Genomic DNA, 22,008 nt, shown 5'->3' on the forward strand with positions numbered 1-22,008 from the left:
TTACTTCGACTCCTTTTCTTTGTAAATTTCATATTGTTCAGCTAAGTTGTAAGGCATTTCTTCGTACATGATTTCCATTAAATCAGTTACTTTTTGTTTTGGAGCTTGGTCAGCCTTAGCAATTGCTTGTTTGATATCTTCTTTTGCTTCTTCGATAACTTTTTCTTCTACTTCTTGAGACCATAGGCCTTTGTTTTCTAAGAATGCACGGAAGCGTACGATTGGATCTTTTTGTTCCCATTCGTTTTCGATATCTTTTGTACGGTAACGAGTTGGGTCATCACCAGCCATTGTATGTGGACCATAACGGAATGTTAAAGTCTCGATTAAAGTAGGACCTTCACCATTTACTGCACGCTCACGAGCAAAAGCAGTTGCTGCGTATACAGCTAATGGATCCATACCGTCTACTTGAATTCCGTAAATACCTGCTGCTACTGCTTTTTGTGCTACAGTTTTTGCTGCAGATTGTTTTTCTACTGGAGTAGAGATTGCATAACGGTTGTTTTGAACAACAAAGATTGCTGGAGCTTTGAATGCGCCCGCAAAGTTCATGCCTTCGTAGAAGTCACCTTGTGAAGCACCGCCGTCACCAGTGTAAGTAATTGCAACAGATTTTTTACCACGTAGTTTCATACCTAACGCAACACCAGCAGTTTGGATGATTTGCGCACCGATGATAATTTGTGGAGCAAGTGCATTTACATTTTCAGGCATTTGGTTACCCATGAAGTGTCCACGAGAGAATAAGAATGCTTGGTATAATGGTAAACCATGCCATACTAATTGTGGAACATCACGATATCCTGGTAAGATGAAGTCTTCTGCTTCAAGTGCGAAATGACTTGCTAATTGAGAAGCTTCTTGTCCAGCTGTTGGTGCGTAGAAACCTAAACGTCCTTGACGGTTTAAAGAAATAGAACGTTGATCTAGTACGCGAGTATACACCATACGGCGCATTAATTCTTTTAATTGATCATCAGTTAATTCAGGCATTGCTGCTTCATTCACAACTTCGCCTTTTTCATTTAAAATTTGTAATGTTTCAAATTGAGCTGCGATAGCTTTCATTTGCTCATCAACATTAAATAGGGTCTTTTTTGTTTTAGTACCCATTCCGTTCACCTCTTCCTCTCTTGAACCATATTCTGAAACGCTTTCACTAGCAATCAGCTAGAAAGAAAACGCAACCATGTAAACCGACAGGAAACCTTGTCGGTTGAGAATAATTTTGTGTACCTAACAATCTGTACTAATGTTTTTCCAGAAACATATTAATACAATCTTGATCACGTTTTTTAGTTTACAACTATTCTAATCACGATGTCAATTACTTTGGTTACGATTTTTTTATGAATAACATTGAGGTTTCCACTATACATAGGTGTTTTCATTTTCACATCTGTATTAGTAAGTGATAACCTACTGTTATATTATTCCCTTTTTAACCCTTTTTTCATCGTAGAATAATATGTAAACGATTAATTCTTCTTAGTTTTTCTCTCTTTATGACAAAAATATGCAATCACATCTTCCTTTTCTAGGCGAATGTCTATACACCCCTAACCACTCTACCATACATTATAATAACCGCAGTATTCGCGGGAAATGATAAAGGAGGTCATCTCATGTACGGATACACATATTGTTATCCAACTTGTTCATATCCTTCCTATGGCTATGGAGGTTCTTGCGGAGGATCCGGACGCGGCTTTGCCTTAATCGTTGTGTTGTTTATCCTTTTAATTATCGTTGGTGCTGCTTGCATTCGTTAATGTAAAACAAAACAACTATAGAAAGAAACAGGCGGCTCTGCCGTCTTTTCTTTTGTATTAAGCACATACCGATGAGGAAAATGCCTACTTGGCATACTCTTAATCCGCCCAAACTATACAGACACTATGCACTTTATCATGACTTTTTTCAGCTCCTTTGGTAGACTAAAGGAGAAAGGAGAGATTGTGAATGCTTACAATGAATGATGTAATTCGTGAAGGAAATCCCATTCTACGAGCAGTAGCAGAAGAAGTACCTCTGCCAGCAAGTGAAGAAGATGTACGTACTCTTAAAGAAATGATTGAACTTGTAATAAACAGTCAAAACCCTGAAATGGTTGAAAAATATAATTTACGTCCAGGAATCGGGATTGCTGCACCACAAATCGGCATTTCAAAAAGAATGATTGCTGTTCATGTTACTGATACAAATGAGACATTATACAGCTATGCTTTATTCAATCCAAAAATTATTAGTCATTCTGTTGAACGTACATATTTATCAGGCGGAGAAGGATGCTTATCTGTAGATCGTGAAGTACCTGGCTATGTTCCGCGTTATACACGAATTACAGTTAAAGCAACTACTATCGATGGCGAAGAGGTAAAATTACGTTTAAAAGGGTTACCAGCAATTGTATTTCAACATGAAATTGATCATTTAAACGGCGTAATGTTCTATGACCACATTAATCAAGAAAATCCATTTGCATCTCCTGATGATGCAAAACCATTCGAAAGATAAAAAAGCAGGAACTTTAGCTCCTGCTTTTTTCTATACTGAAATGGTTCTCATACTTTTTTATTACAATAAACGCGCCCATTGTAAACCGTGAAGAATCCCATCTTCGCTCACATCTTTTGTCACATAATTAGCAAGTTTTTTCAATTCTTCATGGCCATTCCCCATTACAATGCCTGTTCCGACTGCTTCAATCATTTCTAAATCATTTAATCCATCCCCAAAAGCATAGACTTGTTCACGATTAAACCCTAATTTTTCAATGAATTTTTCAATTCCCTTTGCTTTTGAACCTCCATTTGGGATAATATCCATAGAATACGCATGCCAACGAATAAAATGAAAATCTGGATAATCATGAATAAATTTTTCTTCTTCATCCACTTGGCAAAAAAGCAAAGTTTGATAAATGTCACGATTTTCATAGAAACTTGGTTCATATAACGGATGCTCAAATTGCAGACTACCAAAGCCTTCTTTTACATAATCATGGTATTCTACTGTCGCCTTCATATCCTTATGATCTAAATAAACAAGTGGATATCCCTCTTGTTTCGCAAATGTTGTAAATGTATGTAACGCATTAGGTTGTAGTGGATTTTTAAATATAACCTCATCTTCGAATACAACATATTGCCCATTAAAACTAACATAATTATGGATATTAAGCTCATTACGAATATCTTCAAACATGAAAGGCGCACGCCCTGTCGCAATAGCCACATGTACTCCTTTTTCTTGCAACATACGTACTGCTTCTCTTGTAGATTGTGGAATTTTTTTATCATGATCGAGTAGCGTTCCATCAATATCAAAAAAGACGATTTTATCATTCATTTTCAAAATCCTTTCTAGCCCTTCTATATTCCTACATTGACTACTTCTTTTCAAATCCTAAAAAAAAGTATAACATATTAAACATCTGTGAAGAAAGCGTTCACTTTCTAACCTTATTTACGAAGTATGCATATACTATCAATAGAACATCGATACTTGTTTGAATGAATTTTCTTTTCCAATCTATCTCATACTATATTCATAGCTGGGGACATAGTGCGTGTGAGAGTAAAAAACGTAACACGGGATTACCTCTGTATGAGCCAATAAGATCATTGAACATCCGGATGGTAATCGCCTCATTTATCTTCTATGATTTCCTAGTATATAGAGATGAAGAGTTACTACTAATAAACAAGAAATAAGTATGCATATTTGAAAATAAGGAAAGGAAGGAGTAATCATGCTGAAGAAGCTGAAGGAAAAGCTAAAACGGTATTTAAACGATTTAGTCCGGAAAAAGACCATGGCTTAAATCGTGCCCATTTCGGGCTTTTTCTTCATTCTCATTCGAAAAAACATGAAAATCACGACTATTTGCTTTATAATAGGTAACAGATAATGCAAAACATTGACAAGGAGAGGTTTTTCCAATGATTTTTAAAGTATTCTATCAAGAAAAGATGACTGAGGTTCCAGTACGTGAAAATACAAAAGTTTTATATTTAGAAGCTGAATCTGAAAGAGACGTTCGTACAAAATTACAAAAGTTCGCATATAATATTGAGTTTGTCCAATCTGTTACTGGCGCTCATCTTGAATACGAAAAGCAAAATGCTGATTTAACATTAACGGAGATCGTATAATTTATGAAATTCCTAAAAAATGATCAGGCAGCCGTTTTCGCTCTTGGTGGACTTGGTGAAATCGGCAAAAATACATACGCTGTCCAATTTCAAGATGAAATTATTATAATTGATGCTGGAATTAAGTTTCCAGAAGACGAACTTCTCGGAATCGATTATGTGATTCCTGATTACACGTATTTTGTACGAAACGAAGATAAAATTAAGGGTTTATTTATTACGCATGGTCATGAAGATCATATTGGTGGTATCCCTTATCTATTACGTCAAGTGAACATTCCAATTTACGGCGGGAAATTAGCAATTGCTTTAATTAAAAACAAATTAGAAGAGCACGGATTACTTCGAAAAGCAAAACTATACGAAATTCAAGAAGACGATGTCATCAAATTCAAAAAGACATCTGTATCGTTCTTCCGCACAACACACAGTATTCCAGATTCATACGGTGTTGTGGTGAAAACACCGCAAGGACAAATTGTTCATACAGGAGACTTTAAATTTGATTTCACACCAGTAGGTGAACCAGCTGACTTAACAAAAATGGCGGAAATCGGTAAGGATGGTGTACTTTGTCTCTTATCTGATAGTACCAATAGTGAAGTGCCTAACTTTACTATGTCTGAACGCCGCGTTGGCGATAGTATTCAGGATATTTTCCGCAAAGTGGAAGGTCGTATTATCTTTGCAACCTTTGCGTCAAATATTCATCGCCTGCAGCAAGTTGTTGAAGCTGCTGTTGAAAATAATCGCAAAGTGGCTGTATTTGGCCGAAGTATGGAAGCGGCAATTGAAATTGGTCACAACCTTGGTTATATTCGCTGTCCAAAGGATACATTTATAGAAGCGTCTCAAATCAATCGACTACCAGCTAACAAAGTCGTTATTTTATGTACAGGTAGTCAGGGCGAACCGATGGCGGCACTATCCCGTATCGCAAATGGGACACACCGTCAAATTCAAATTATTCCTGGCGATACAGTTGTTTTCTCTTCTTCACCGATTCCAGGAAATACAGTTAGCGTAAGCCGTACGATTAACATGTTATACCGTGCTGGTGCCGATGTTATTCATGGTAAGCTTTCAAATATTCACACAAGCGGACATGGTGGACAAGAAGAACAAAAGTTAATGCTACGTCTTATTAAACCTAAATATTTCATGCCAATTCATGGTGAATTCCGTATGCAACGTATGCATATGAAATTAGCAAACGATTGTGGTATTCCAGAAGAAAATTGCTTCATTATGGACAATGGTGATGTTCTTGCCTTACGTTCAGATGAAGCAAACATTGCTGGAAAAATCCCATCCGGTTCTGTTTATATTGATGGAAACGGTATTGGTGATATTGGTAACATTGTACTCCGCGACCGTCGTATTCTTTCTGAAGAAGGACTTGTTATTGTAGTTGTTAGCATCGATATGAAAGAATTTAAGGTTGCAGCAGGACCTGATATTATCTCTCGAGGATTCGTTTATATGCGTGAGAGTAGCGATTTAATCAATGATGCTCAAACGTTAATTACAACACATCTCGAAAAAGTAATGGAGCGAAAAACGACACAATGGTCTGAAATTAAAAATGAGATTACAGATACATTGGCACCATTCCTATACGAAAAAACAAAACGTCGTCCAATGATTTTACCAATCATTATGGAAATATAAGAAAAAGGACAATGCCTCCTGAGCATTGTCCTTTTTCATTTCATTCTATCGTAAATAATGTTTAAAGCGATCCACTTCATCATCATGACCAATTACAATTAAAATATCTCCGACCTGGATATTTTCTGTAGCTCGAGGAGAAACAATAACTTCCTTCCCTCGCTTAATTGCAACAATGTTTAATCCAAATTTCGCACGAATATCCAGTTCAATTAAAGAGTGCCCATCAATCTTTTTATTCGCAATAATCTCTACAATACTATGCTCATCTGAAAGCTCTAAGTAATCTAATACGTTGCTTGAAGCGATATTATTTGCAATTCGTTTTCCCATATCTCTCTCTGGGTGAACAATATGGTCAGCTCCAATTTTACTTAACACTTTTTCATGATAATCATTTTGCGCCTTAACCGTAATATTTTTCACGCCTAATTCCTTTAAAATAAGCGTCGTTAAAATACTTGCATTCAGATTATCACCAATTGCAACAACAACATGATCGAAATTACGAATACCGAGACTTTTTAACACCATTTCATCTGTTGAATCAGCAATCACTGCATGTGAAGCAATATTTGCAAATTCATTTATTTTATCTTCATCAAGGTCAATGGCCATTACTTCCATACCTAATTGAGCCAATTCACGACAAATACTGCCTCCGAAACGTCCAAGTCCAATGACGGCAAATTCTTTCTCTTTCTCACTCACATGAATTCCTCCAATAATATCAAGTCCTGTCCATATTTATTGTAGCACACTTTATATTCACTAAAAAGAATAGCAACTAACCTATACTTATTTTTGTTTTTGTATATAGAAATACTGCTGCAAATAAAATGCGATGATACAAATAAGCATACCGAATACGAAAATGTTTCCAAATGAGCTAAACGTTTGAAACACAAATAATAATGTTTCTTGACCAAAAAAAGCAAATAAGAGCTGTGTAAAAGCAAATAAGAGCGCCCATTTATAATGATGTTGATGAAACAAATAATGTGTTGCTCCTAAAAATGCACAAAATGAAATGATAAAAATCCACCAAGTTTCTAAAAACGCTCTCCACCCAGCAAAGTTATATCCATTTACAACAAGTGCAATGATTCCAATGACCAACATCGTGGGAACACTCCAAAATAACGCTCGACTTCGAAAAAATCGGAGTCCATGAGAATCACCTTTTTCATTTGCACAATATGTTAAAAATACTGTACTTATATACAAGACAGAAAGAATTGTTAATACGATGATTAACCAAAAATGTAATTGATTATATTCATGTTCTATATTCGTAACGATAGCTGCTAACATACTTGGAATCAGCATACCTGTCCATCCGTCAATTTTTCTTTCATTCCAAAACACAGCATTGCCTATTCGAATACCTAAAAGCATAAAAATAATGACGCCAATTACAAATAACGTTGTCTTATTCCCAACTAAGCTTGTTGAAAAAGCAATTAAGCCAATGAATAAAAAAAGAACAAATCCATTCATGATTTCTAATACTGGTGATAAATAACCTTTCACCCATTTATATGTTTCTTCATATTCGCGTTTATTTGTTAGACGATATGCATAAAAACTTATCCCGAAATAAACCGCTGCAATAATAACATATGCATATAAAAAGAAACATAAGATTGCACTGCCAATCTGCACCTGATTCCCCACCCTTTTTTTCTATGTATCACATTGATTTTACACATTTTCCGTATAAAAAGTAAACTAAAACATACGGTTCTATTTCCTGTATTACAATTTTCATTTCTCAATTAACAACCAATAGGCGTATCTCTCATTTCTCCGACTATTTATAAATTGAAACTTCCATTAGCCGAGACATCCTTTATCCTTTACTAACCGAAATTCCTCACGAGTCAAACTTTTGCAGGTAGTTGTTCTCACTCTATCTCTCTACACCTTGAGGTAAGGGCTTACTTCACGTTAATATGAGATAAAAACAAAAACCTCCTAATCAAAAAGGAGGTTTTTTGCGCATATCAAAAGAAACTTCTACTTCCAAACTACCCCTAACGCGTAAGTAGAAAAATACAAATTTTATTCAGCTTCTTGTTTCGCTTCATCTAACACACGATTTACTCGTTTTGTAAGCATTTTCATCCCACTTCCACCTGCTTGGAAATGACGAAGCACACCATTTTTATCAAACACATAATACGCTGGTACATATTGATTTTCAAATGCATCTGTAATCTTGTGTTGATTATCTACCAAAATTGTTTGAGATATGCCGTGTTCTTTTGCAACTACTTCCACTTGCTCAAGGTTTAAATCTTCTTCTGAACGTGGCATATGAACTGCAACAACATTTAATTGCTCTTTATATTCATCACGGAATGTATTAATATCTGGCATTGCTTCTTTACATAAATGACAACTAACAGACCAAAAATGAATAAGTGTTGGCTTTTCTCCAATTAGTGATTCACGTACCACTTCTCCATTTAATACTGTTGTTGCACCGTCTAAAGAAGGCATTGGTTGACGTAATTTCATAATTCCCCTCCCTTACAGATGTAGAGAAAGGCCTAACAAAATTATTGTTAGACCACTATATTTCACGATAAAATTAAACATTTAAAGTTGCTTGACCTGGTTTCCAGTTTGCTGGGCAAAGTCCACCAGTTTGAAGAGCTTGAAGAACACGAATTACTTCATCAACTTCACGGCCGATGTTGTTATGATGTACAACTTGGTACATTAATTCACCTTCTGGACTAATGATAAATAAACCACGAAGTGCAATACCTTCCTCTTCAAGTAATACACCGTAATCACGAGATACTACATGGTTCGTATCAGCAGCTAGAGGGTATTTTAATTCACCTAAACCGTTTTCCGTGCGGTCAGTGTTAATCCAAGCTAAGTGAGTATGGATTGTATCAGTAGATACACCAATTACTTCCGCATCTAAATCTTCGAACTCATCATAACGATCTGAAAGTGCGATAATTTCTGTTGGACATACGAAAGTGAAATCCATTGGATAGAAGAAAAGTACTGTCCATTTGTCCTGTTTCATAACTTCTTCAAGACTTACTTTACCAAATTCTTTGTTTGGCATAACAGCGTCCATTTCAAAGCGTGGAGCTTGTTTTGCTACCATACGTTCTGCCATATGTATCAACCTCCATAATTTTTTATCATATATGTCCACTCTTGTAGTATATAAGAGAGATGAGTTTGCAGTCATTTTCATTTAAAAATCACTAACAACTTGTCCCTCCATCTACCATTATAAAGTATTGTGTTAGAATTACAAAAAAAATGCATTATATATTACAATCCTTTAAATCAAAAAAGAACAGGTTTAAACCCTGTTCCCTTTCCAACTTATATATTGGTTTAAAAAAGCAATGGTCTGTTCAATTGCTTCTTCTTTCGGCTGTAATTTTGCATGATGTAAACCATATTCAGAATCTACACCGAGCCAGAACATAAAACCTGGAATTTCACGAAGCATATATCCAAAATCTTCTCCCGTCATTGCCTCTGTACATGTAATAACATTCATATCAGTGTGTTCTGACGCAAATCCCATAAACTCTCGTGTCAATGCTTCATGGTTATATACTTGATGATACATTGCTCCGTAATCGATAACAGCTTCACATTGAAATGCAGCTTCAATCCCTGCAACAATTGCTTCAATTCTACCTTTCACTCGTTTCATTGATTCTACAGATAAAGTTCGAATCGTCCCTTCTAAACGAGACTTTTCTGCAATGATATTTTGAACTGTACCTCCTGTAATTTTACCAATTGTAATAACTGCACTATCAAGTGGATTTACATTACGGCTAATTACCGATTGGAGCTGTGTAACAAGATGACTTGCCGCAACAATCATATCATTTGCAGTATGTGGATATGCTGCATGTCCACCTTTTCCTTTTAAATCGATATATAGTTCTGATGTATTTGCAAATAGCAATCCTTCTTTTGTTGCGATTGTTCCTACTGGGTACTCAGGTGCGATATGAAGACCAAGAATCATATCTGGTTTCCATTCCTTTAATTCTTCACTTTCTAACATAGGAAGTGCTCCACCTGGGCCTTCTTCAGCTGGTTGGAATAGAAAAACAAGATCATCATCTATTCTTTCATTTACAACAGCTGTTAGAAGTCCTAAACCAATTGTAGTATGAAAATCATGACCACATGCATGCATCATGCCTTCATGCACAGAAGCAAATTCATATCCTGTTTCCTCTGGAATTAGTAAGCCATCAATATCTGCACGATAGCCAATTGTTTTTTCTGATTTTTTCCCATTTACTTTAACGATAACACCTGTTTTCCATGTTTTCACTTCAAGATATTCACTAGGAAGAGTCCCGATATAATTTAAAATATATTGTTGTGTTTTCCACTCTTGAAAACCTAACTCTGGAATTTTATGTAAGTCTCTACGAATTTGTACAAATTTACCGACTGTCATGTCTCCACCACCATTTATAAAAAGCGTAAGAGCTTATTTGCCCTTACGCTTTCGTTCTTTATTTTTCTGGGTTTAATTGACGAAGTTCTTGTTTAATTTCTGTTTTCGCTTTTGTCTTCTCATCAATTTCTTTAATAACACGTGCTGGTGTTCCTGCAACTACTGTATATGGTGGTACATCTTCTGTCACAATCGCTCCTGCTGCAACAACTGCACCCTTACCAACTGTTACTCCTTCTAGAACAACTACGTTTGCACCAATTACAACATCGTCTTCAACGATAACTGGTTTTGCAGAAGGTGGCTCGATAACACCTGCAAGTACAGCACCAGCACCAACGTGACAGTTTTTACCTACTGTAGCACGTCCACCAAGCACTGCATTCATATCGATCATTGAACCTTCACCGATTACTGCACCGATATTAATCGTTGCATTCATCATAATAACTGCATTATCACCAATTTCAACATGGTCACGGATAATTGCACCTGGCTCAATACGAGCTTTAATGCCTTTTAAATCAAGCATTGGAATCGCAGAATTACGACGGTCGTTTTCGACAACATAATCTACAACATACTTTTTATTTTCTTCAAGAACTGCCTTGATTTCAGACCATTCTCCAAATAAAACACCAGCTTTTTTGTTTACAAATGCTTGTACCGTTTCAGGGAATGTTACTTCTTTTAAATCCCCTTTTATGTATACCTTTACAGGAGTTTTCTTCTCACTTTTTTGAATAAACGAAATAATTTCGTTTGCATCCATCATTTTCATGCTTGTTGCCTCCTAAATCCATTTATAATGTTACTCTACCAAACGAAAGAGCTACTAGCAAGACAATAATCTTATTTTTCCATTTGAATTTCTTCTATAATATCCAAAAACGCTTGTACTTGTTTCAATTGCCTTGCAGAATCACTTGTCAATAACCACGTTTCTCGAGTCAATTGAACAGGTGTTTTATACGTCTTTTCTCTCACTTCTTTTAAAACAGTAGAAGGCAGCAGTGCATAACCAATTCCATTTAAAACGAGTTGCTTACATGTTTCAATTTGGTCAACTACAATTGTTCGTTTAGGTGGATTAGAAAATAAACCATACCACCAATTCTGGATTTGTCCATAGTATGTCGAATCACTTTTAAATTGTATAAACGGTCTGTTTGTATCTTTCAGCATAGAAATATCTTTAATTTCCGTGTCAACTAAATACAACTCATCCTCAAACAATTGCTCTTTATGCCCTTTATATTCTTGTTTCCCTCTCAATATAGCTACATGCACATCCCCTTCATAAAAGTGCTTTTGCACCTCACTACTCCACCCTGTAAAAAGAGAAACTTTAACAAATGGATATTTTTGTACAAACCTCTTTAAAACAGGTGGTAACCAATATTGGCCAATCACAGATGCCACAGCTATCTTTAATGTTCCATATGTTTCTGTACGATAGATTGCTAATTCACTTTTTATTGCCTCTTCTCTTTGCAACATATCTTTTGCATATTTGGCCACTTTTTCCCCTTCTGGTGTTATCGTCAATCCTTTTTGAGAACGAATAAAAAATTTCATTCCCCACTGTTTTTCCATTGATTGTAATCGTTGACTAAGTGCAGGCTGTGAAACGAATAGGCGCTCCGCAGCTTTTCTCATATTGGATTCCTGTGCTAAAACAACCATCATTTGAAAATCATCAATTTGCAACTTTCTCCCTCTTTCCTCATCTTACATGTAACTTTAATATATACGTTGCACTATTCTCTAACATGCATTATTTCATTTTTATTTTCAAAAAGCTCAGATGAATCGGCATTTTCACCTAACCTTTTATACCTGTTTACTCCAGTTATTATATAAAAGCGAAAATTTAATCAGCGGAGGTGGCTTCATCTCCCGCTCATTATTAGCCTCCGCCTCTCTCGCTTCTCTCTTAAAGGTTGGTGGTCTTACTAAACACGAATAACCGGATACAGTGAAACTTTAATCAGTGGGGTTCTTCATCCCCACTGATTATTAGCCTTAACCAATCGGGCTTTTACGGGCAGCCCGTCTCCCACCTAACTTCTTTGCTTTTGCTGAGTTTTAAGGTGGGAGTCTTACTGCCTGTTAATGCGGGATAAAATGAAAAGAGACGCATGGTAAAAAAGCGACTTCTTTTTCATTACGAAGTCGCTTACCCTTCTTTATCGATTATATTGTCTCACTTTTTTATTCAGCAATTTTAAAATAGCACGCCTTGTCAAAATCCCCTCAAAGTACCCATCATTATTTACAGCACAAATAAATGGATGATCAATTGTCATTTCTAATGCTTTAGCAAATGAATCCTCAAGTCCAAGATGCGGAATGTCTTTTTTCATTACATTCTCCACTTTCATATCTTCCAGCTTTTCAAATTCAATGCGTTCTAACCCTAAAATACCGTCCAAAATCATCGCAGTACTTATTAATCCATGCAATTTATACATTGGATCTAAAACAGGAATCGCAGAATATCCCGACTTTACAAGAACAAGCAAAGCATGTTCTAAGCTATTTCCAATTTGAACATGCGCGACTTTTTCTGATGAAATCATTAAATCCTTAACAAGAACTTGTTGAAACTCATCTTTTGGAATACTAATCATATTATATCCCCCACTTTTTCTCCCTTTTTTCCTGCTAACATGATCTCCATTCGACAATCCATAAGGCTTACTGTTTAGAGTTAATCATATCCACGATTAAAAGTTTCACTTTATTTCCCATTTCTATTCACATCTTATGATAGCGTTTTCATATTATTATTTTGTCCTTATTTATTCCAACAAAAATAATGATACACAGTTCATTCTACCATAGAACACAAAAAAAAGACTACCTTTCTGGTAGCACTTAGTATCCTTCATTTTTTAATCGATTAAATAACCTTGTAATTCTTCTATACTGGGAAATATCAGCTTTTTTTAAGCCATTTTCAATATCTGTAAGCTCAACAGCTAGAATTTCACTAGCATAATTTTGGCGAAATAAAATATCTAACAACAAGCTTTTTTCTTCTGTTGTTAAAGTAATTTCCTTCTGCATATACCCCTCTCCTTATGCTTATGCTTTTTCTTATTATTTATTATATAAAATATTCGTTTAATTTAATAGATGAAAGATTCAGTTTTTTTATTTTGTATAGCGATTTGCATAACTAAAAGCTGCATAAGCATCAGGTTTAATTTTTGCAGTTAGTCCCATTGCTTTAACCTTTGCTGTCATATCTGAAATGAACTCTTTTGTTAATCCATCATTTCCAATATCTAAGTGAATTTCCATTACAAATCCAGCTCCTTCATGAGCATATGGATGTAAAATCTCCCATATACGCCTTATATGTTCCGGTGTAAACAAACAGGCAACTTCTTGACTAAATTGTGTTTCTAAATATATTTTTTCACGTAAGGTCGGTGGCTTTTTATGTACTGCTTTATGTTTCAAACATCCCCATGCTCCTTTTCCAACACGATGAATATGCACTGCTGTAATAAAACGGGTATCTTTTTGATGCGCTTGTGAATCTGTTCCAATAGATAAGCGGTATAAATTTCGGGGATCCCTTTCAATAAAAGTGCAAATGCGTGAGAAAACTGTTTCAAAATCCATATGCCTCTCTGATACATTATAAAATCGATACTCACCGTCCATATAGTCACGTCCCTTCAATTAGACAGACTTTTTGCATTCTCATTGTATGGGACAAAAGAACAAAATATGACTTTATTATCCTTTACTCGTTTCTATATTTCGGATGGAATACTTACATGCTGGACAAATATAAATTACATTTTGATTAGACTGCGCTGTTAATACTTGATCCATTTCAAATGACATATGACATTTTGGACAAACAACAATTGGTAATCGCTCCACATTCCACATTCCTTTCTAACTTTTAATACCAGTGTAGGAAGATCAAAAAAATCTTATACATATAAAGTGAAACTTTAATCATCCCCCAGCAATCGTTTTTTTCTTATCGTTATCTCCCCATATCTTCTTCAATTCCTTATCCTCTTACTATTAGTTATTATAATAACCAAAAAAGGCACCGCTTCTCGCGGTACCTTTTTTGTATGTATCAAGAAATAATATCGTAAATTTCAATTGCAACCATGTCAATGTTATCGAATTGATATACTTGTGGCTTTTCGCCTTGTTGATACACTTCTAACTCATACATTTCACTTTTATCAAAAAATTTCACGCTACATTTACGTTCACCGTTCACTTCAAAATAGCGTTGTGCTACTTCACCGCTTTCAGCTTGTTCTTGTAGACTAACAAGTCGAGTTAAAATTCCTTGGAGTAGAGACATGAAATCTCCCCTTTCTCTAATCTTCCTACCAATAGGTTTTACAGCTATACTCATTCTATCCGTCATAACAGAAAAAATGTTCCACACTCTAGGATAAAGCTTCTTGGCAAGAAACTCAACTAAAATTTGTCGAAAAAAGAAGTAAAAAGCAGAAAGAAAATCTTTATCTTCCTTTATTGCGGTTTTTATAGCTGCGGAATATAATAAAAAGCAGAAAAAGAGGAGGATTTAATAATGAAAAAAGTAGAGGTTTATACACAACCAGATTGCCCACCCTGCACCATTGTAAAAGAGTTTTTAAAGCACAATAACATAACATACGAAGAATTTGATGTCAAAAAGGATGCTTCTGCTCGCAACCGTCTTTTATATGACTATAACTCATACTCAACTCCAACTGTTGTCATTGATGGAGAAGTTGTCTCTGGTTTTCAAATTGAAAAATTACAACAATTACTAAATTTAGAAGAGGAATAGGTACCCTTTACCTATTCCTCTTCTTTCAACTCCTGTAATTTTTGCATTTCTGTCAAAAGTTGCTGACTCTCATGATAACCAGCTAATTTCCATTTCCCTTCTTCCTTTTGCAATGTAATAATTTGATATTGTTCATTTTTCATCCGTTCATATACATATAAAAGTCTATGTTCTTCACCATATGCTAATTTTGTTTGAGAAGTAAAAGAAAAAGGAGCTTCTTTTGTAGGGAGTAAATATTCGCCACTTTGTTTATCACCATTACTATTTTCATCCGTAAAAACTTGAAGAAAGTTATTTGTAAAATAAGGTGATAATGCATCATACATTTTACTCATCGATAAATGCTTCCCACGAATTGAAAATTGTGCCTCATATCCCTTTTGAATCGTTGTAAATACTTCTTTTCGATCCACTTTTATTTCTTCTTTACCAAGAACCGTTGTCACACTATACCCAACTAGAAAGGCAACACACAGAAATAGAACAAACCAAATTCCATATTTTCTCATTCTTTCACCTTCCTTTAACAGAGCTTGTCTTTGTAGTATTCATTGTAACAATGATTATGCAAAGAAAGGGATGGTTTCGTTCGTAAAATCTTTACAATGATAGACAGCATTTTTGCCATCTTTTTCACTATTACCAATTTATGATAAAAACAAACAAAAAAAATGCACGAATTGCTCCGTGCATTAAAATAAAACATCTTCTTCATATAAAAATTCATAGGACAAATCAATAAATAAAAAATGCTCTTCATCAATTGGAAAGGAAAATGTTCGTACCATCTCTCCTGTTTCTATATCTGCATATAAGTCAGAGAGTCTTGCTTTATTTTCAAATCTCATTTTCATTATATTTTCTAAAAAATATGGGCGCCAGCTCCAATTTTTCATATAATACTCTGGCATAACAATCCATTCACCATCTTTTTTCATAATATTTCCCGATTGCTGGAAGCCGTCTTCATTACAAATAAAGATTCGAAAACTATAATGTGATACATGTTGACTAAAATGTAACAACCAATCATTAACGTCTTCATTCTTTTTCTGCTTAGATAAAACATTCCCAATTTGATCACGCAATGTTTCTGTCAATTGATAAATTTTTTGTAGTTTTTTCTTTTCATGCTGGATAAATTGATGACACTCATTACCAAGACGTTCTTTTAAAATATCCGCTTCAATAAAGTCTGGTAAACACTCTTTTAAATAATTTCCTTGATAATATCTTCCGCCATTTTTCCAAGCGTATTGCAACTGATAAAAAGCATCAATCTCTTCATATAATAATGTCGCACCAATTCTTCTTGCTAATAACGACAAGGAATATAAAATATCTTGATAAGATTGTAAGAGTGCAGTTTGTCTTAAATTCGTTAAATCCACCTTTAAAATATCCGGTGCTAGTACACTAATCCGTTCCAGATTACTCGTACCTGTTCCCACTTTGTTAATGGAAATTTGAATACCATATGTACGGTAATACATCAGTAAATGATTAAATTGTTCTATATCTTCCTTGCACTCGTGCTCTGTTATTTCTAAAACGATACGTCCTAAATTTAATCCTTTTTTTTCATACATTAACAATAAATGAAGTAAACTTTCATCTTCATCATTCATTAATATGTTTGCATTACGATGTATAAACAATAAAAAATTTTGATTTGTTTCCAAATAGCGTTCTAATGCTTTTTCTACTATGACATTATCTGCCTCTAGTTGGAATTCACCCGGAATGGAATCATCATGAAAAAAAGAAGAAAGACTTTGTATCCCTTCTTCCGTTTGGATACGCCCTACTACCTCATATCCAATTACTGTATGCTCATCAGCACTAAAAATAGCTTGATAATAAGGAAGGACTTTATCCAAATTACTCATTACATCTAATGCATCTATCAAAATGTTTCCCTCCCTTTACTTTTCAAAAATTATAACATGATATGTATAGAAAAATAATAAAAAATCCCTTCAGTTTTCCTGAAGGGATTAGAGGGGTAAAATGCTAAGGGGAATTAGCAATTCTACTATGAAGAAAAAAGAGGTCTTAAATATACCTTATATAAAACCTATTGTAAATACCTTTCTTTCATATGTCACAAATTCGTCACATTTTACCTCGCATAAATGGGGGTTTAATCCCTACGTTTCACTTTATATAATCCCCTTTAAAACGGATACTGATGTAAATGCTGTCCACCATCCATTGTCATACATGTCCCATTTATGTATGCAGCCTCATCAGAGCATAGATAAAAAGCTAAGCCTGCTATTTCTTCTGGTGTACCAAGCCGCCCAAGTGGAACACTTTGCAATGTACGCTTAGCTGCCTCTTCTGAAATCCATAATTTATCCGCCCCGCCTGTTCGTTCGATTGGTCCAGGAGCAATTGCATTAACGCGAATGCCATATTTACGCCCCCACTCAACAGCAAGTGTTTTCGTCATTGCTAATACACCCGCTTTCGCAGCTGCAGAATGAATGACACCAGGTCCTGCATCCCATGCATATGTCGCTACCATATTAATGATATTTCCTTTTATCCCTTTCTCAATCCAATACTTCCCTACTGCTTGGCTGCAATAAAATGTTCCATTTAATACAATATTAATAACTGCATTCCAACCATTAACAGATAAATCTTCTGCAGGACAAACGAAATTTCCTGCTGCATTATTAACTAAAATATCAATACGTCCAAATTTTTCATCAATATATTCAATCATACGACTTATATCCTCAATATTACGAACATCCATTTGTACCGTCAATACTTGCCCTGAAAATTGCTCAATCTCTTTTTTTGTTTCTTCAAGTTTTTCCTGCGTACGTCCCGTAATAACAACGCGTGCTCCTTCCTTCGCAAAACGAGTTGCCATTCCTTTTCCCATTCCACTTGAACCACCAGTTATAATCACTACTTTTTCTTTCAAATATATCCCCTCCCAAAAAATGAATGCACATTCATTTTACCACTTTATTTAATAGAAATCTTTATATTTTTAAACTTTTCTGATATCTTTATATACAATCCCTTTTTTTCATAATAACCATTCTCTTAACTCTAGACTATTCTACTAAATCGTATTTTCACTAGATGACAAGGTTAATCGACTCAATTATACTTCTTTAAGAAGAGATAAAAAGAAAGGAGAGCTGTTGTGGCCTACACCACATTCATATAATACTTATCCCACTTTTTTTATTATATAGGCCCATTCATATTTCTATGAAACAAATAACAAGAAGAAATTTTATAAAAAACGGAATACGATCTTGTTTCTATACCTGTATTACGGCTAGTATCGGTTATTACTATGCAAAGTATATTGAACCGTACTGTCTTTCTTTGACTCATCATACACTGAGCTCTCCACTCATTCCACCAAACTTTCATGGTATGAAAATTGTTCAATTTAGTGATTTACATTTAGGATACTATTTTTCTCTCCAACACCTTTCTACAATCGTTTCAAAAATAAATAAGACTGCACCCGATATTGTTCTTTTTACTGGTGATCTAATCGATGACTACCAAACATATAGTGAAATTCCTTTTGTTTCTTCAATTTTACGAAACATCCGTGCACCCTTTGGTAAATTTGCAATCTATGGAAATCACGATCATGGTGGGTATGGAACCGAATACTATAGTCAAATTATGAGTAATGCAGGTTTTGAAGTATTACAAAATACCGAAAAACGTATTCGCTTATTAGATAATAGCGAGATTTCTATTTTTGGAATCGATGACATGCTTCTTGGTAAACCAGAAATCGACGTAACACTACAACATGTGCAGAAAGAGCTATATACTATAGTACTCGTACATGAACCTGATATAGCACCTAAAATTGCTAACTTTCCAGTGAATCTCCAGCTTTCTGGACATAGCCATGGTGGACAAGTACAACTTCCCTTTTTAGGTGCAATCGTTACCCCAGCACTAGCAAAACATTACATCGAAGGTTTTTATCATATCCAAGAATTACTTCTTTATGTAAATCGCGGCCTTGGAAGAACGCGTGTTCCTTTTCGTTTTTTGTCCATCCCTGAAATTACAGTATTTACTCTCCAGCACTTGTAACCTATAATTGCCTATTTTCTTATATATCCTTTCTTGTACTCGCTCATCCATGCTTTTTCACCATATGATAACAATGAGTCCAATAAAGGAGGTTTTTTTATGTACCCATATCCTCAGCCCTATCTAGTTCGTTCAGGACCTATTGGCCCAGTAAGTGACTCACGCTTCTTACCATTCTTCGGCGTTCCATTCTTAGCAGGACTTGCTGGCGGCTTAATTGGCGGAGCATTAGCATTTGGTCCTAGACCACCTTACTACCCTCCATACCCACCGCCATATCCGCCAACGCCGTTTCCTTGTTACGGAGGTCCGTGCCAGCCGTATTATTATTAATATAAACAAAAACTATGAAAAAGCCTCTTTATTTAGTAAGAGGCTTTTTTCGTCGTATTCTCATGATCTTGAATTCAGGAGTTTACTTGTTCTCAAATTATTAAACTTAACTATTGCATATATAAATTCATTTTAATTTGTTGGCACATCAGTCACTGCTAGGAAACTCAAAGAGGACTTCCACTCATTTTCCCCCTTTTTTTCCCTTAGCATGGGACTAAAAAAGAATCGGGCCGCTTCTATGTATGGACGAATCCTCTCTCCCAACTAAAAAATATGGTTTTATATCATTTTTGAATTTACACATTACTCCGCATCTGTATTTTGATAAGCCATCTTAAATAACTTCACTTGGCTATCAATTTCTTGTGAACCATTATTTATTACATAATAGTATTCACCATCTTTATTTTGTTCACGTGTTTTTACATTATCCGCTAAAATAAGCTGCAAAATTGCTTTGATTCGTGCTTTCATTTCAAATCCTAAAATTGGAAATGAAATTTCTACCCGTTTTTCCATGTTCCTTGTCATCCAATCGGCTGAAGATAAGTACACTTTTTCATCCCCATTGTGATGAAAATAATAAATACGGCTATGTTCTAAATAACGTCCAACAAGGCTGATCACACGAATATTTTCACTTATATTTTTAATACCAGGCCGCAAGCAGCACGTTCCTCTAACGATAAGCTCTATTGTTACTCCAGCTTGTGATGCCTCATATAATTTTTGAATTAACGGTTTATCTGTTAATGAGTTCATCTTTGCCACAATATGTCCATTTCCATATTGTTTATGATAACGAACTTCTTCATCGATCAATTCCATAAATTGATGACGTATATCAAACGGTGCTACTGACAAGTAATGAAAATGTGGCTTTGTTGTATAACCACTCAAGTAATTAAAGAAATTTGTCGCATCTACCCCGAAATCCTTTCGGGATGTAATATAGCCAAAATCTGTATATAATTTTGCTGTCGCATCATTATAATTTCCTGTCCCTAAATGTACGAATCTTTCGATTTTTCCGTGTTTTCTTCTTACAACCAGGGTAATTTTACTATGTGTTTTCAAATGACTTACACCATAAATAACGTGGCAACCGGCTTGTTCGAGTTCCTTCGCCCAATGGACGTTATTTTCTTCATCAAAACGTGCTTTTAATTCAACAAGTACTGTTACTTGTTTTCCCTTCTCCGCTGCAGTCTTTAACGCCTGAATAATCGGCGAATCCCCGCTTACGCGGTATAACGTCTGTTTTATTGCTAGTACATTGGAATCATCTGCCGCATCACGTACAAAATCAATAACTGGCTGAAATGATTCAAATGGATGATGTAGTAAAATATCATGCTCTATCGCTTTTTCAAATATATCTTCTTCATCATCTAAATCTTGAGGTGGCTGCGGTATAAGAGCTGGATAAACAAGATGCTCATATAAAGGTGCTAATTTTTTATATAAGGAGAATAAGCATGTTAGGTCTAATGGTCCATCCATCATATATACATCTTCATCTTTCACTTCTAACACTTCATACAATAAAGCTAAAACTCTTTCATCCACATGCTCTTTACCAATTTCTAAACGAACAGCCGCTCCCCATTTACGTTTCTTTAACTCTTTTTCAATCACTTTTAATAAATCTCGTGCACCCTCTTCATGAATTGTTAAATCCGCATTACGTGTAATACGAAAACGAGTAACAGAGGATACTTTGTATCCTGTAAATAATTTATGAGTAAAGCTACTAATTACGTCTTCTAATAAAATAAATTTATGTTTTTGGTCTTCACTCGGTAAAAAAATAAAACGTTCGAGCAATGATGGCACTTGAACGATTCCAAGCTTTGTTCGATTCTCTTCCTCTGTTTGTTTTCCATCATACAAAATAGTAGCCAAGTTTAAGCTTTTATTTAACAACATAGGAAACGGGCGATACGCATCTATTGCCACGGGGGTTAACACAGGGAAAATTTGTTCATCAAAATACTCTTCAATAAATTCACGTTGTTCTTTCGTTAAATCTTGAAACGTTAACGGCTCGATACCTTCCATTTCAAGCGCTGGCAATATAGCATTTTTAAATGTATTATACTGAACTGTCATCAATTCATGAGCTTTTGTAGCAATTTTATTTAGCTGCTGTTTCGGTGTTAAACCAGCTTTATTTTCTGGTTGATTAAAACCCGCTTTTACTTGATCTTTTAATCCTGCAACACGTACCATAAAAAATTCATCCAAATTTGAACTAAAAATACTAATAAACTTTAATCTTTCCAAAAGTGGATTACTTTCATCTTGTGCCTCTTGCAAAACACGTTCATTAAAAGCAAGCCAACTTAATTCACGATTATTATAGTAAGCTGTATCATTGAATTTTACAGGATTCTCCTTCATCAATTCCATTTTCTCACACTTCCCTTTGAAACTTTTTCAATATAATT

The 22,008-nt window shown here is 35.1% G+C and carries 25 protein-coding genes; 7 read left to right on the forward strand and 18 right to left on the reverse strand.

Features of this window, described 5'->3' with window-relative positions:
• Positions 1-1,116 (reverse strand): pyruvate dehydrogenase E1 component subunit alpha, encoded by a 1,116-nt coding sequence (pdhA, locus tag AC1M36_RS18825; protein ID WP_017151120.1) that lies wholly within the window; start codon positions 1,114-1,116, stop codon positions 1-3.
• 512 nt (positions 1,117-1,628) lie between these two features.
• Between pdhA and AC1M36_RS18830 the strand changes: the two genes are divergently transcribed.
• Both AC1M36_RS18830 and def read left to right on the forward strand, forming a co-directional pair.
• Positions 1,629-1,775 (forward strand): YjcZ family sporulation protein, encoded by a 147-nt coding sequence (locus AC1M36_RS18830; protein ID WP_000274566.1) that lies wholly within the window; start codon positions 1,629-1,631, stop codon positions 1,773-1,775.
• 190 nt (positions 1,776-1,965) lie between these two features.
• Entirely contained in the window at positions 1,966-2,520 is a 555-nt protein-coding gene (gene def, locus AC1M36_RS18835; RefSeq protein ID WP_336452114.1) for a peptide deformylase, read from the forward strand.
• A 60-nt stretch (positions 2,521-2,580) separates the two neighbouring features.
• Here the strand turns inward: def and AC1M36_RS18840 are convergent, their stop codons facing one another.
• Complete coding sequence (locus AC1M36_RS18840; RefSeq protein WP_336452115.1) at positions 2,581-3,354, reverse strand: Cof-type HAD-IIB family hydrolase; 774 nt, start codon at positions 3,352-3,354, stop codon at positions 2,581-2,583.
• A 593-nt stretch (positions 3,355-3,947) separates the two neighbouring features.
• On the opposite strand from AC1M36_RS18840, the gene AC1M36_RS18845 reads away from it, so the two are divergent.
• Together AC1M36_RS18845 and rnjA are read left to right on the forward strand one after the other, a co-directional pair.
• On the forward strand, positions 3,948-4,160 hold the full coding sequence (locus tag AC1M36_RS18845; RefSeq protein ID WP_003199941.1) for a DNA-dependent RNA polymerase subunit epsilon: 213 nt from the start codon (positions 3,948-3,950) through the stop codon (positions 4,158-4,160).
• A 3-nt stretch (positions 4,161-4,163) separates the two neighbouring features.
• Entirely contained in the window at positions 4,164-5,831 is a 1,668-nt protein-coding gene (gene rnjA, locus AC1M36_RS18850; protein WP_336452116.1) for a ribonuclease J1, read from the forward strand.
• A 45-nt stretch (positions 5,832-5,876) separates the two neighbouring features.
• Here the strand turns inward: rnjA and AC1M36_RS18855 are convergent, their stop codons facing one another.
• The 12 genes from AC1M36_RS18855 to AC1M36_RS18910 form a co-directional block, all read right to left on the reverse strand.
• On the reverse strand, positions 5,877-6,542 hold the full coding sequence (locus tag AC1M36_RS18855; RefSeq protein WP_431613207.1) for a potassium channel family protein: 666 nt from the start codon (positions 6,540-6,542) through the stop codon (positions 5,877-5,879).
• Between the two features lie 87 nt (positions 6,543-6,629).
• Complete coding sequence (locus AC1M36_RS18860) at positions 6,630-7,496, reverse strand: cytochrome C oxidase assembly protein (protein WP_336452118.1); 867 nt, start codon at positions 7,494-7,496, stop codon at positions 6,630-6,632.
• Positions 7,497-7,895: 399 nt separating this feature from the next.
• Positions 7,896-8,354 carry a TlpA disulfide reductase family protein gene (locus AC1M36_RS18865; protein WP_336452119.1) on the reverse strand — a complete coding sequence of 153 codons (459 nt, stop codon included), beginning with the start codon at positions 8,352-8,354 and terminating at the stop codon, positions 7,896-7,898.
• A gap of 73 nt (positions 8,355-8,427) precedes the next feature.
• Positions 8,428-8,976 (reverse strand): peroxiredoxin, encoded by a 549-nt coding sequence (locus tag AC1M36_RS18870; RefSeq protein WP_336452120.1) that lies wholly within the window; start codon positions 8,974-8,976, stop codon positions 8,428-8,430.
• Between the two features lie 192 nt (positions 8,977-9,168).
• A complete protein-coding gene (locus AC1M36_RS18875; protein WP_336452121.1) occupies positions 9,169-10,299 on the reverse strand; it encodes an N-acetyldiaminopimelate deacetylase in 1,131 nt (376 codons plus the stop codon).
• A gap of 58 nt (positions 10,300-10,357) precedes the next feature.
• Positions 10,358-11,080 carry a 2,3,4,5-tetrahydropyridine-2,6-dicarboxylate N-acetyltransferase gene (gene dapD, locus AC1M36_RS18880; RefSeq protein ID WP_174099237.1) on the reverse strand — a complete coding sequence of 241 codons (723 nt, stop codon included), beginning with the start codon at positions 11,078-11,080 and terminating at the stop codon, positions 10,358-10,360.
• A gap of 71 nt (positions 11,081-11,151) precedes the next feature.
• Positions 11,152-12,009 (reverse strand): LysR family transcriptional regulator, encoded by an 858-nt coding sequence (locus AC1M36_RS18885; RefSeq protein ID WP_420792344.1) that lies wholly within the window; start codon positions 12,007-12,009, stop codon positions 11,152-11,154.
• Positions 12,010-12,488: 479 nt separating this feature from the next.
• On the reverse strand, positions 12,489-12,932 hold the full coding sequence (gene cbpB, locus AC1M36_RS18890; protein ID WP_336452122.1) for a cyclic-di-AMP-binding protein CbpB: 444 nt from the start codon (positions 12,930-12,932) through the stop codon (positions 12,489-12,491).
• 247 nt (positions 12,933-13,179) lie between these two features.
• Positions 13,180-13,371 (reverse strand): antirepressor AbbA, encoded by a 192-nt coding sequence (abbA, locus tag AC1M36_RS18895; RefSeq protein ID WP_336452123.1) that lies wholly within the window; start codon positions 13,369-13,371, stop codon positions 13,180-13,182.
• A gap of 87 nt (positions 13,372-13,458) precedes the next feature.
• Positions 13,459-13,977 carry a ribonuclease H-like YkuK family protein gene (locus tag AC1M36_RS18900; RefSeq protein WP_336452124.1) on the reverse strand — a complete coding sequence of 173 codons (519 nt, stop codon included), beginning with the start codon at positions 13,975-13,977 and terminating at the stop codon, positions 13,459-13,461.
• Between the two features lie 75 nt (positions 13,978-14,052).
• Entirely contained in the window at positions 14,053-14,202 is a 150-nt protein-coding gene (locus AC1M36_RS18905) for a hypothetical protein (protein ID WP_174099232.1), read from the reverse strand.
• Positions 14,203-14,410: 208 nt separating this feature from the next.
• Entirely contained in the window at positions 14,411-14,647 is a 237-nt protein-coding gene (locus tag AC1M36_RS18910) for a YkuJ family protein (protein WP_000055151.1), read from the reverse strand.
• A 234-nt stretch (positions 14,648-14,881) separates the two neighbouring features.
• On the opposite strand from AC1M36_RS18910, the gene AC1M36_RS18915 reads away from it, so the two are divergent.
• The gene (locus tag AC1M36_RS18915) at positions 14,882-15,124 is read left to right on the forward strand and encodes a glutaredoxin family protein (RefSeq protein ID WP_336452125.1); all 243 of its coding nucleotides are present in this window, start codon (positions 14,882-14,884) and stop codon (positions 15,122-15,124) included.
• Positions 15,125-15,135: 11 nt separating this feature from the next.
• On the opposite strand, the gene AC1M36_RS18920 is transcribed toward AC1M36_RS18915, so the two are convergent.
• The 3 genes from AC1M36_RS18920 to fadH form a co-directional block, all read right to left on the reverse strand.
• Complete coding sequence (locus AC1M36_RS18920) at positions 15,136-15,636, reverse strand: DUF3993 domain-containing protein (protein ID WP_336452126.1); 501 nt, start codon at positions 15,634-15,636, stop codon at positions 15,136-15,138.
• A gap of 183 nt (positions 15,637-15,819) precedes the next feature.
• Positions 15,820-17,037 (reverse strand): EAL domain-containing protein, encoded by a 1,218-nt coding sequence (locus tag AC1M36_RS18925; RefSeq protein WP_479846099.1) that lies wholly within the window; start codon positions 17,035-17,037, stop codon positions 15,820-15,822.
• Between the two features lie 266 nt (positions 17,038-17,303).
• Positions 17,304-18,068, reverse strand: coding sequence for a 2,4-dienoyl-CoA reductase (gene fadH, locus AC1M36_RS18930; protein WP_336452128.1), 765 nt, complete (start codon positions 18,066-18,068; stop codon positions 17,304-17,306).
• Positions 18,069-18,364: 296 nt separating this feature from the next.
• Here fadH and AC1M36_RS18935 point away from each other — a divergent pair, with 296 nt between their 5' ends.
• The gene (locus tag AC1M36_RS18935) at positions 18,365-19,222 is read left to right on the forward strand and encodes a metallophosphoesterase (protein ID WP_336452129.1); all 858 of its coding nucleotides are present in this window, start codon (positions 18,365-18,367) and stop codon (positions 19,220-19,222) included.
• A gap of 99 nt (positions 19,223-19,321) precedes the next feature.
• Positions 19,322-19,555: a hypothetical protein gene (locus tag AC1M36_RS18940; RefSeq protein ID WP_174099227.1), complete on the forward strand. Its 234-nt coding sequence runs from the start codon at positions 19,322-19,324 to the stop codon at positions 19,553-19,555.
• A 306-nt stretch (positions 19,556-19,861) separates the two neighbouring features.
• On the opposite strand, the gene AC1M36_RS18945 is transcribed toward AC1M36_RS18940, so the two are convergent.
• The gene (locus AC1M36_RS18945; protein WP_336452130.1) at positions 19,862-21,970 is read right to left on the reverse strand and encodes an RNA degradosome polyphosphate kinase; all 2,109 of its coding nucleotides are present in this window, start codon (positions 21,968-21,970) and stop codon (positions 19,862-19,864) included.
• Positions 21,971-22,008 lie beyond the last annotated feature (38 nt).

It is taken from the genome of Bacillus sp. Medicinal_06 (genome assembly GCF_056711665.1).

Coding starts and splice junctions, on each gene's coding strand:
- pdhA (WP_017151120.1), bottom strand. CDS start 1,116: ATGGGTACTAAAACAAAAAAGACCCTATTTAATGTTGATGAGCAAATG.
- AC1M36_RS18830 (WP_000274566.1), top strand. CDS start 1,629: ATGTACGGATACACATATTGTTATCCAACTTGTTCATATCCTTCCTAT.
- def (WP_336452114.1), top strand. CDS start 1,966: ATGCTTACAATGAATGATGTAATTCGTGAAGGAAATCCCATTCTACGA.
- AC1M36_RS18840 (WP_336452115.1), bottom strand. CDS start 3,354: ATGAATGATAAAATCGTCTTTTTTGATATTGATGGAACGCTACTCGAT.
- AC1M36_RS18845 (WP_003199941.1), top strand. CDS start 3,948: ATGATTTTTAAAGTATTCTATCAAGAAAAGATGACTGAGGTTCCAGTA.
- rnjA (WP_336452116.1), top strand. CDS start 4,164: ATGAAATTCCTAAAAAATGATCAGGCAGCCGTTTTCGCTCTTGGTGGA.
- AC1M36_RS18865 (WP_336452119.1), bottom strand. CDS start 8,354: ATGAAATTACGTCAACCAATGCCTTCTTTAGACGGTGCAACAACAGTA.
- AC1M36_RS18870 (WP_336452120.1), bottom strand. CDS start 8,976: ATGGCAGAACGTATGGTAGCAAAACAAGCTCCACGCTTTGAAATGGAC.
- AC1M36_RS18875 (WP_336452121.1), bottom strand. CDS start 10,299: ATGACAGTCGGTAAATTTGTACAAATTCGTAGAGACTTACATAAAATT.
- dapD (WP_174099237.1), bottom strand. CDS start 11,080: ATGAAAATGATGGATGCAAACGAAATTATTTCGTTTATTCAAAAAAGT.
- cbpB (WP_336452122.1), bottom strand. CDS start 12,932: ATGATTAGTATTCCAAAAGATGAGTTTCAACAAGTTCTTGTTAAGGAT.
- abbA (WP_336452123.1), bottom strand. CDS start 13,371: ATGCAGAAGGAAATTACTTTAACAACAGAAGAAAAAAGCTTGTTGTTA.
- AC1M36_RS18900 (WP_336452124.1), bottom strand. CDS start 13,977: ATGGACGGTGAGTATCGATTTTATAATGTATCAGAGAGGCATATGGAT.
- AC1M36_RS18910 (WP_000055151.1), bottom strand. CDS start 14,647: ATGTCTCTACTCCAAGGAATTTTAACTCGACTTGTTAGTCTACAAGAA.
- AC1M36_RS18915 (WP_336452125.1), top strand. CDS start 14,882: ATGAAAAAAGTAGAGGTTTATACACAACCAGATTGCCCACCCTGCACC.
- AC1M36_RS18920 (WP_336452126.1), bottom strand. CDS start 15,636: ATGAGAAAATATGGAATTTGGTTTGTTCTATTTCTGTGTGTTGCCTTT.
- AC1M36_RS18935 (WP_336452129.1), top strand. CDS start 18,365: ATGAAACAAATAACAAGAAGAAATTTTATAAAAAACGGAATACGATCT.
- AC1M36_RS18940 (WP_174099227.1), top strand. CDS start 19,322: ATGTACCCATATCCTCAGCCCTATCTAGTTCGTTCAGGACCTATTGGC.
- AC1M36_RS18945 (WP_336452130.1), bottom strand. CDS start 21,970: ATGGAATTGATGAAGGAGAATCCTGTAAAATTCAATGATACAGCTTAC.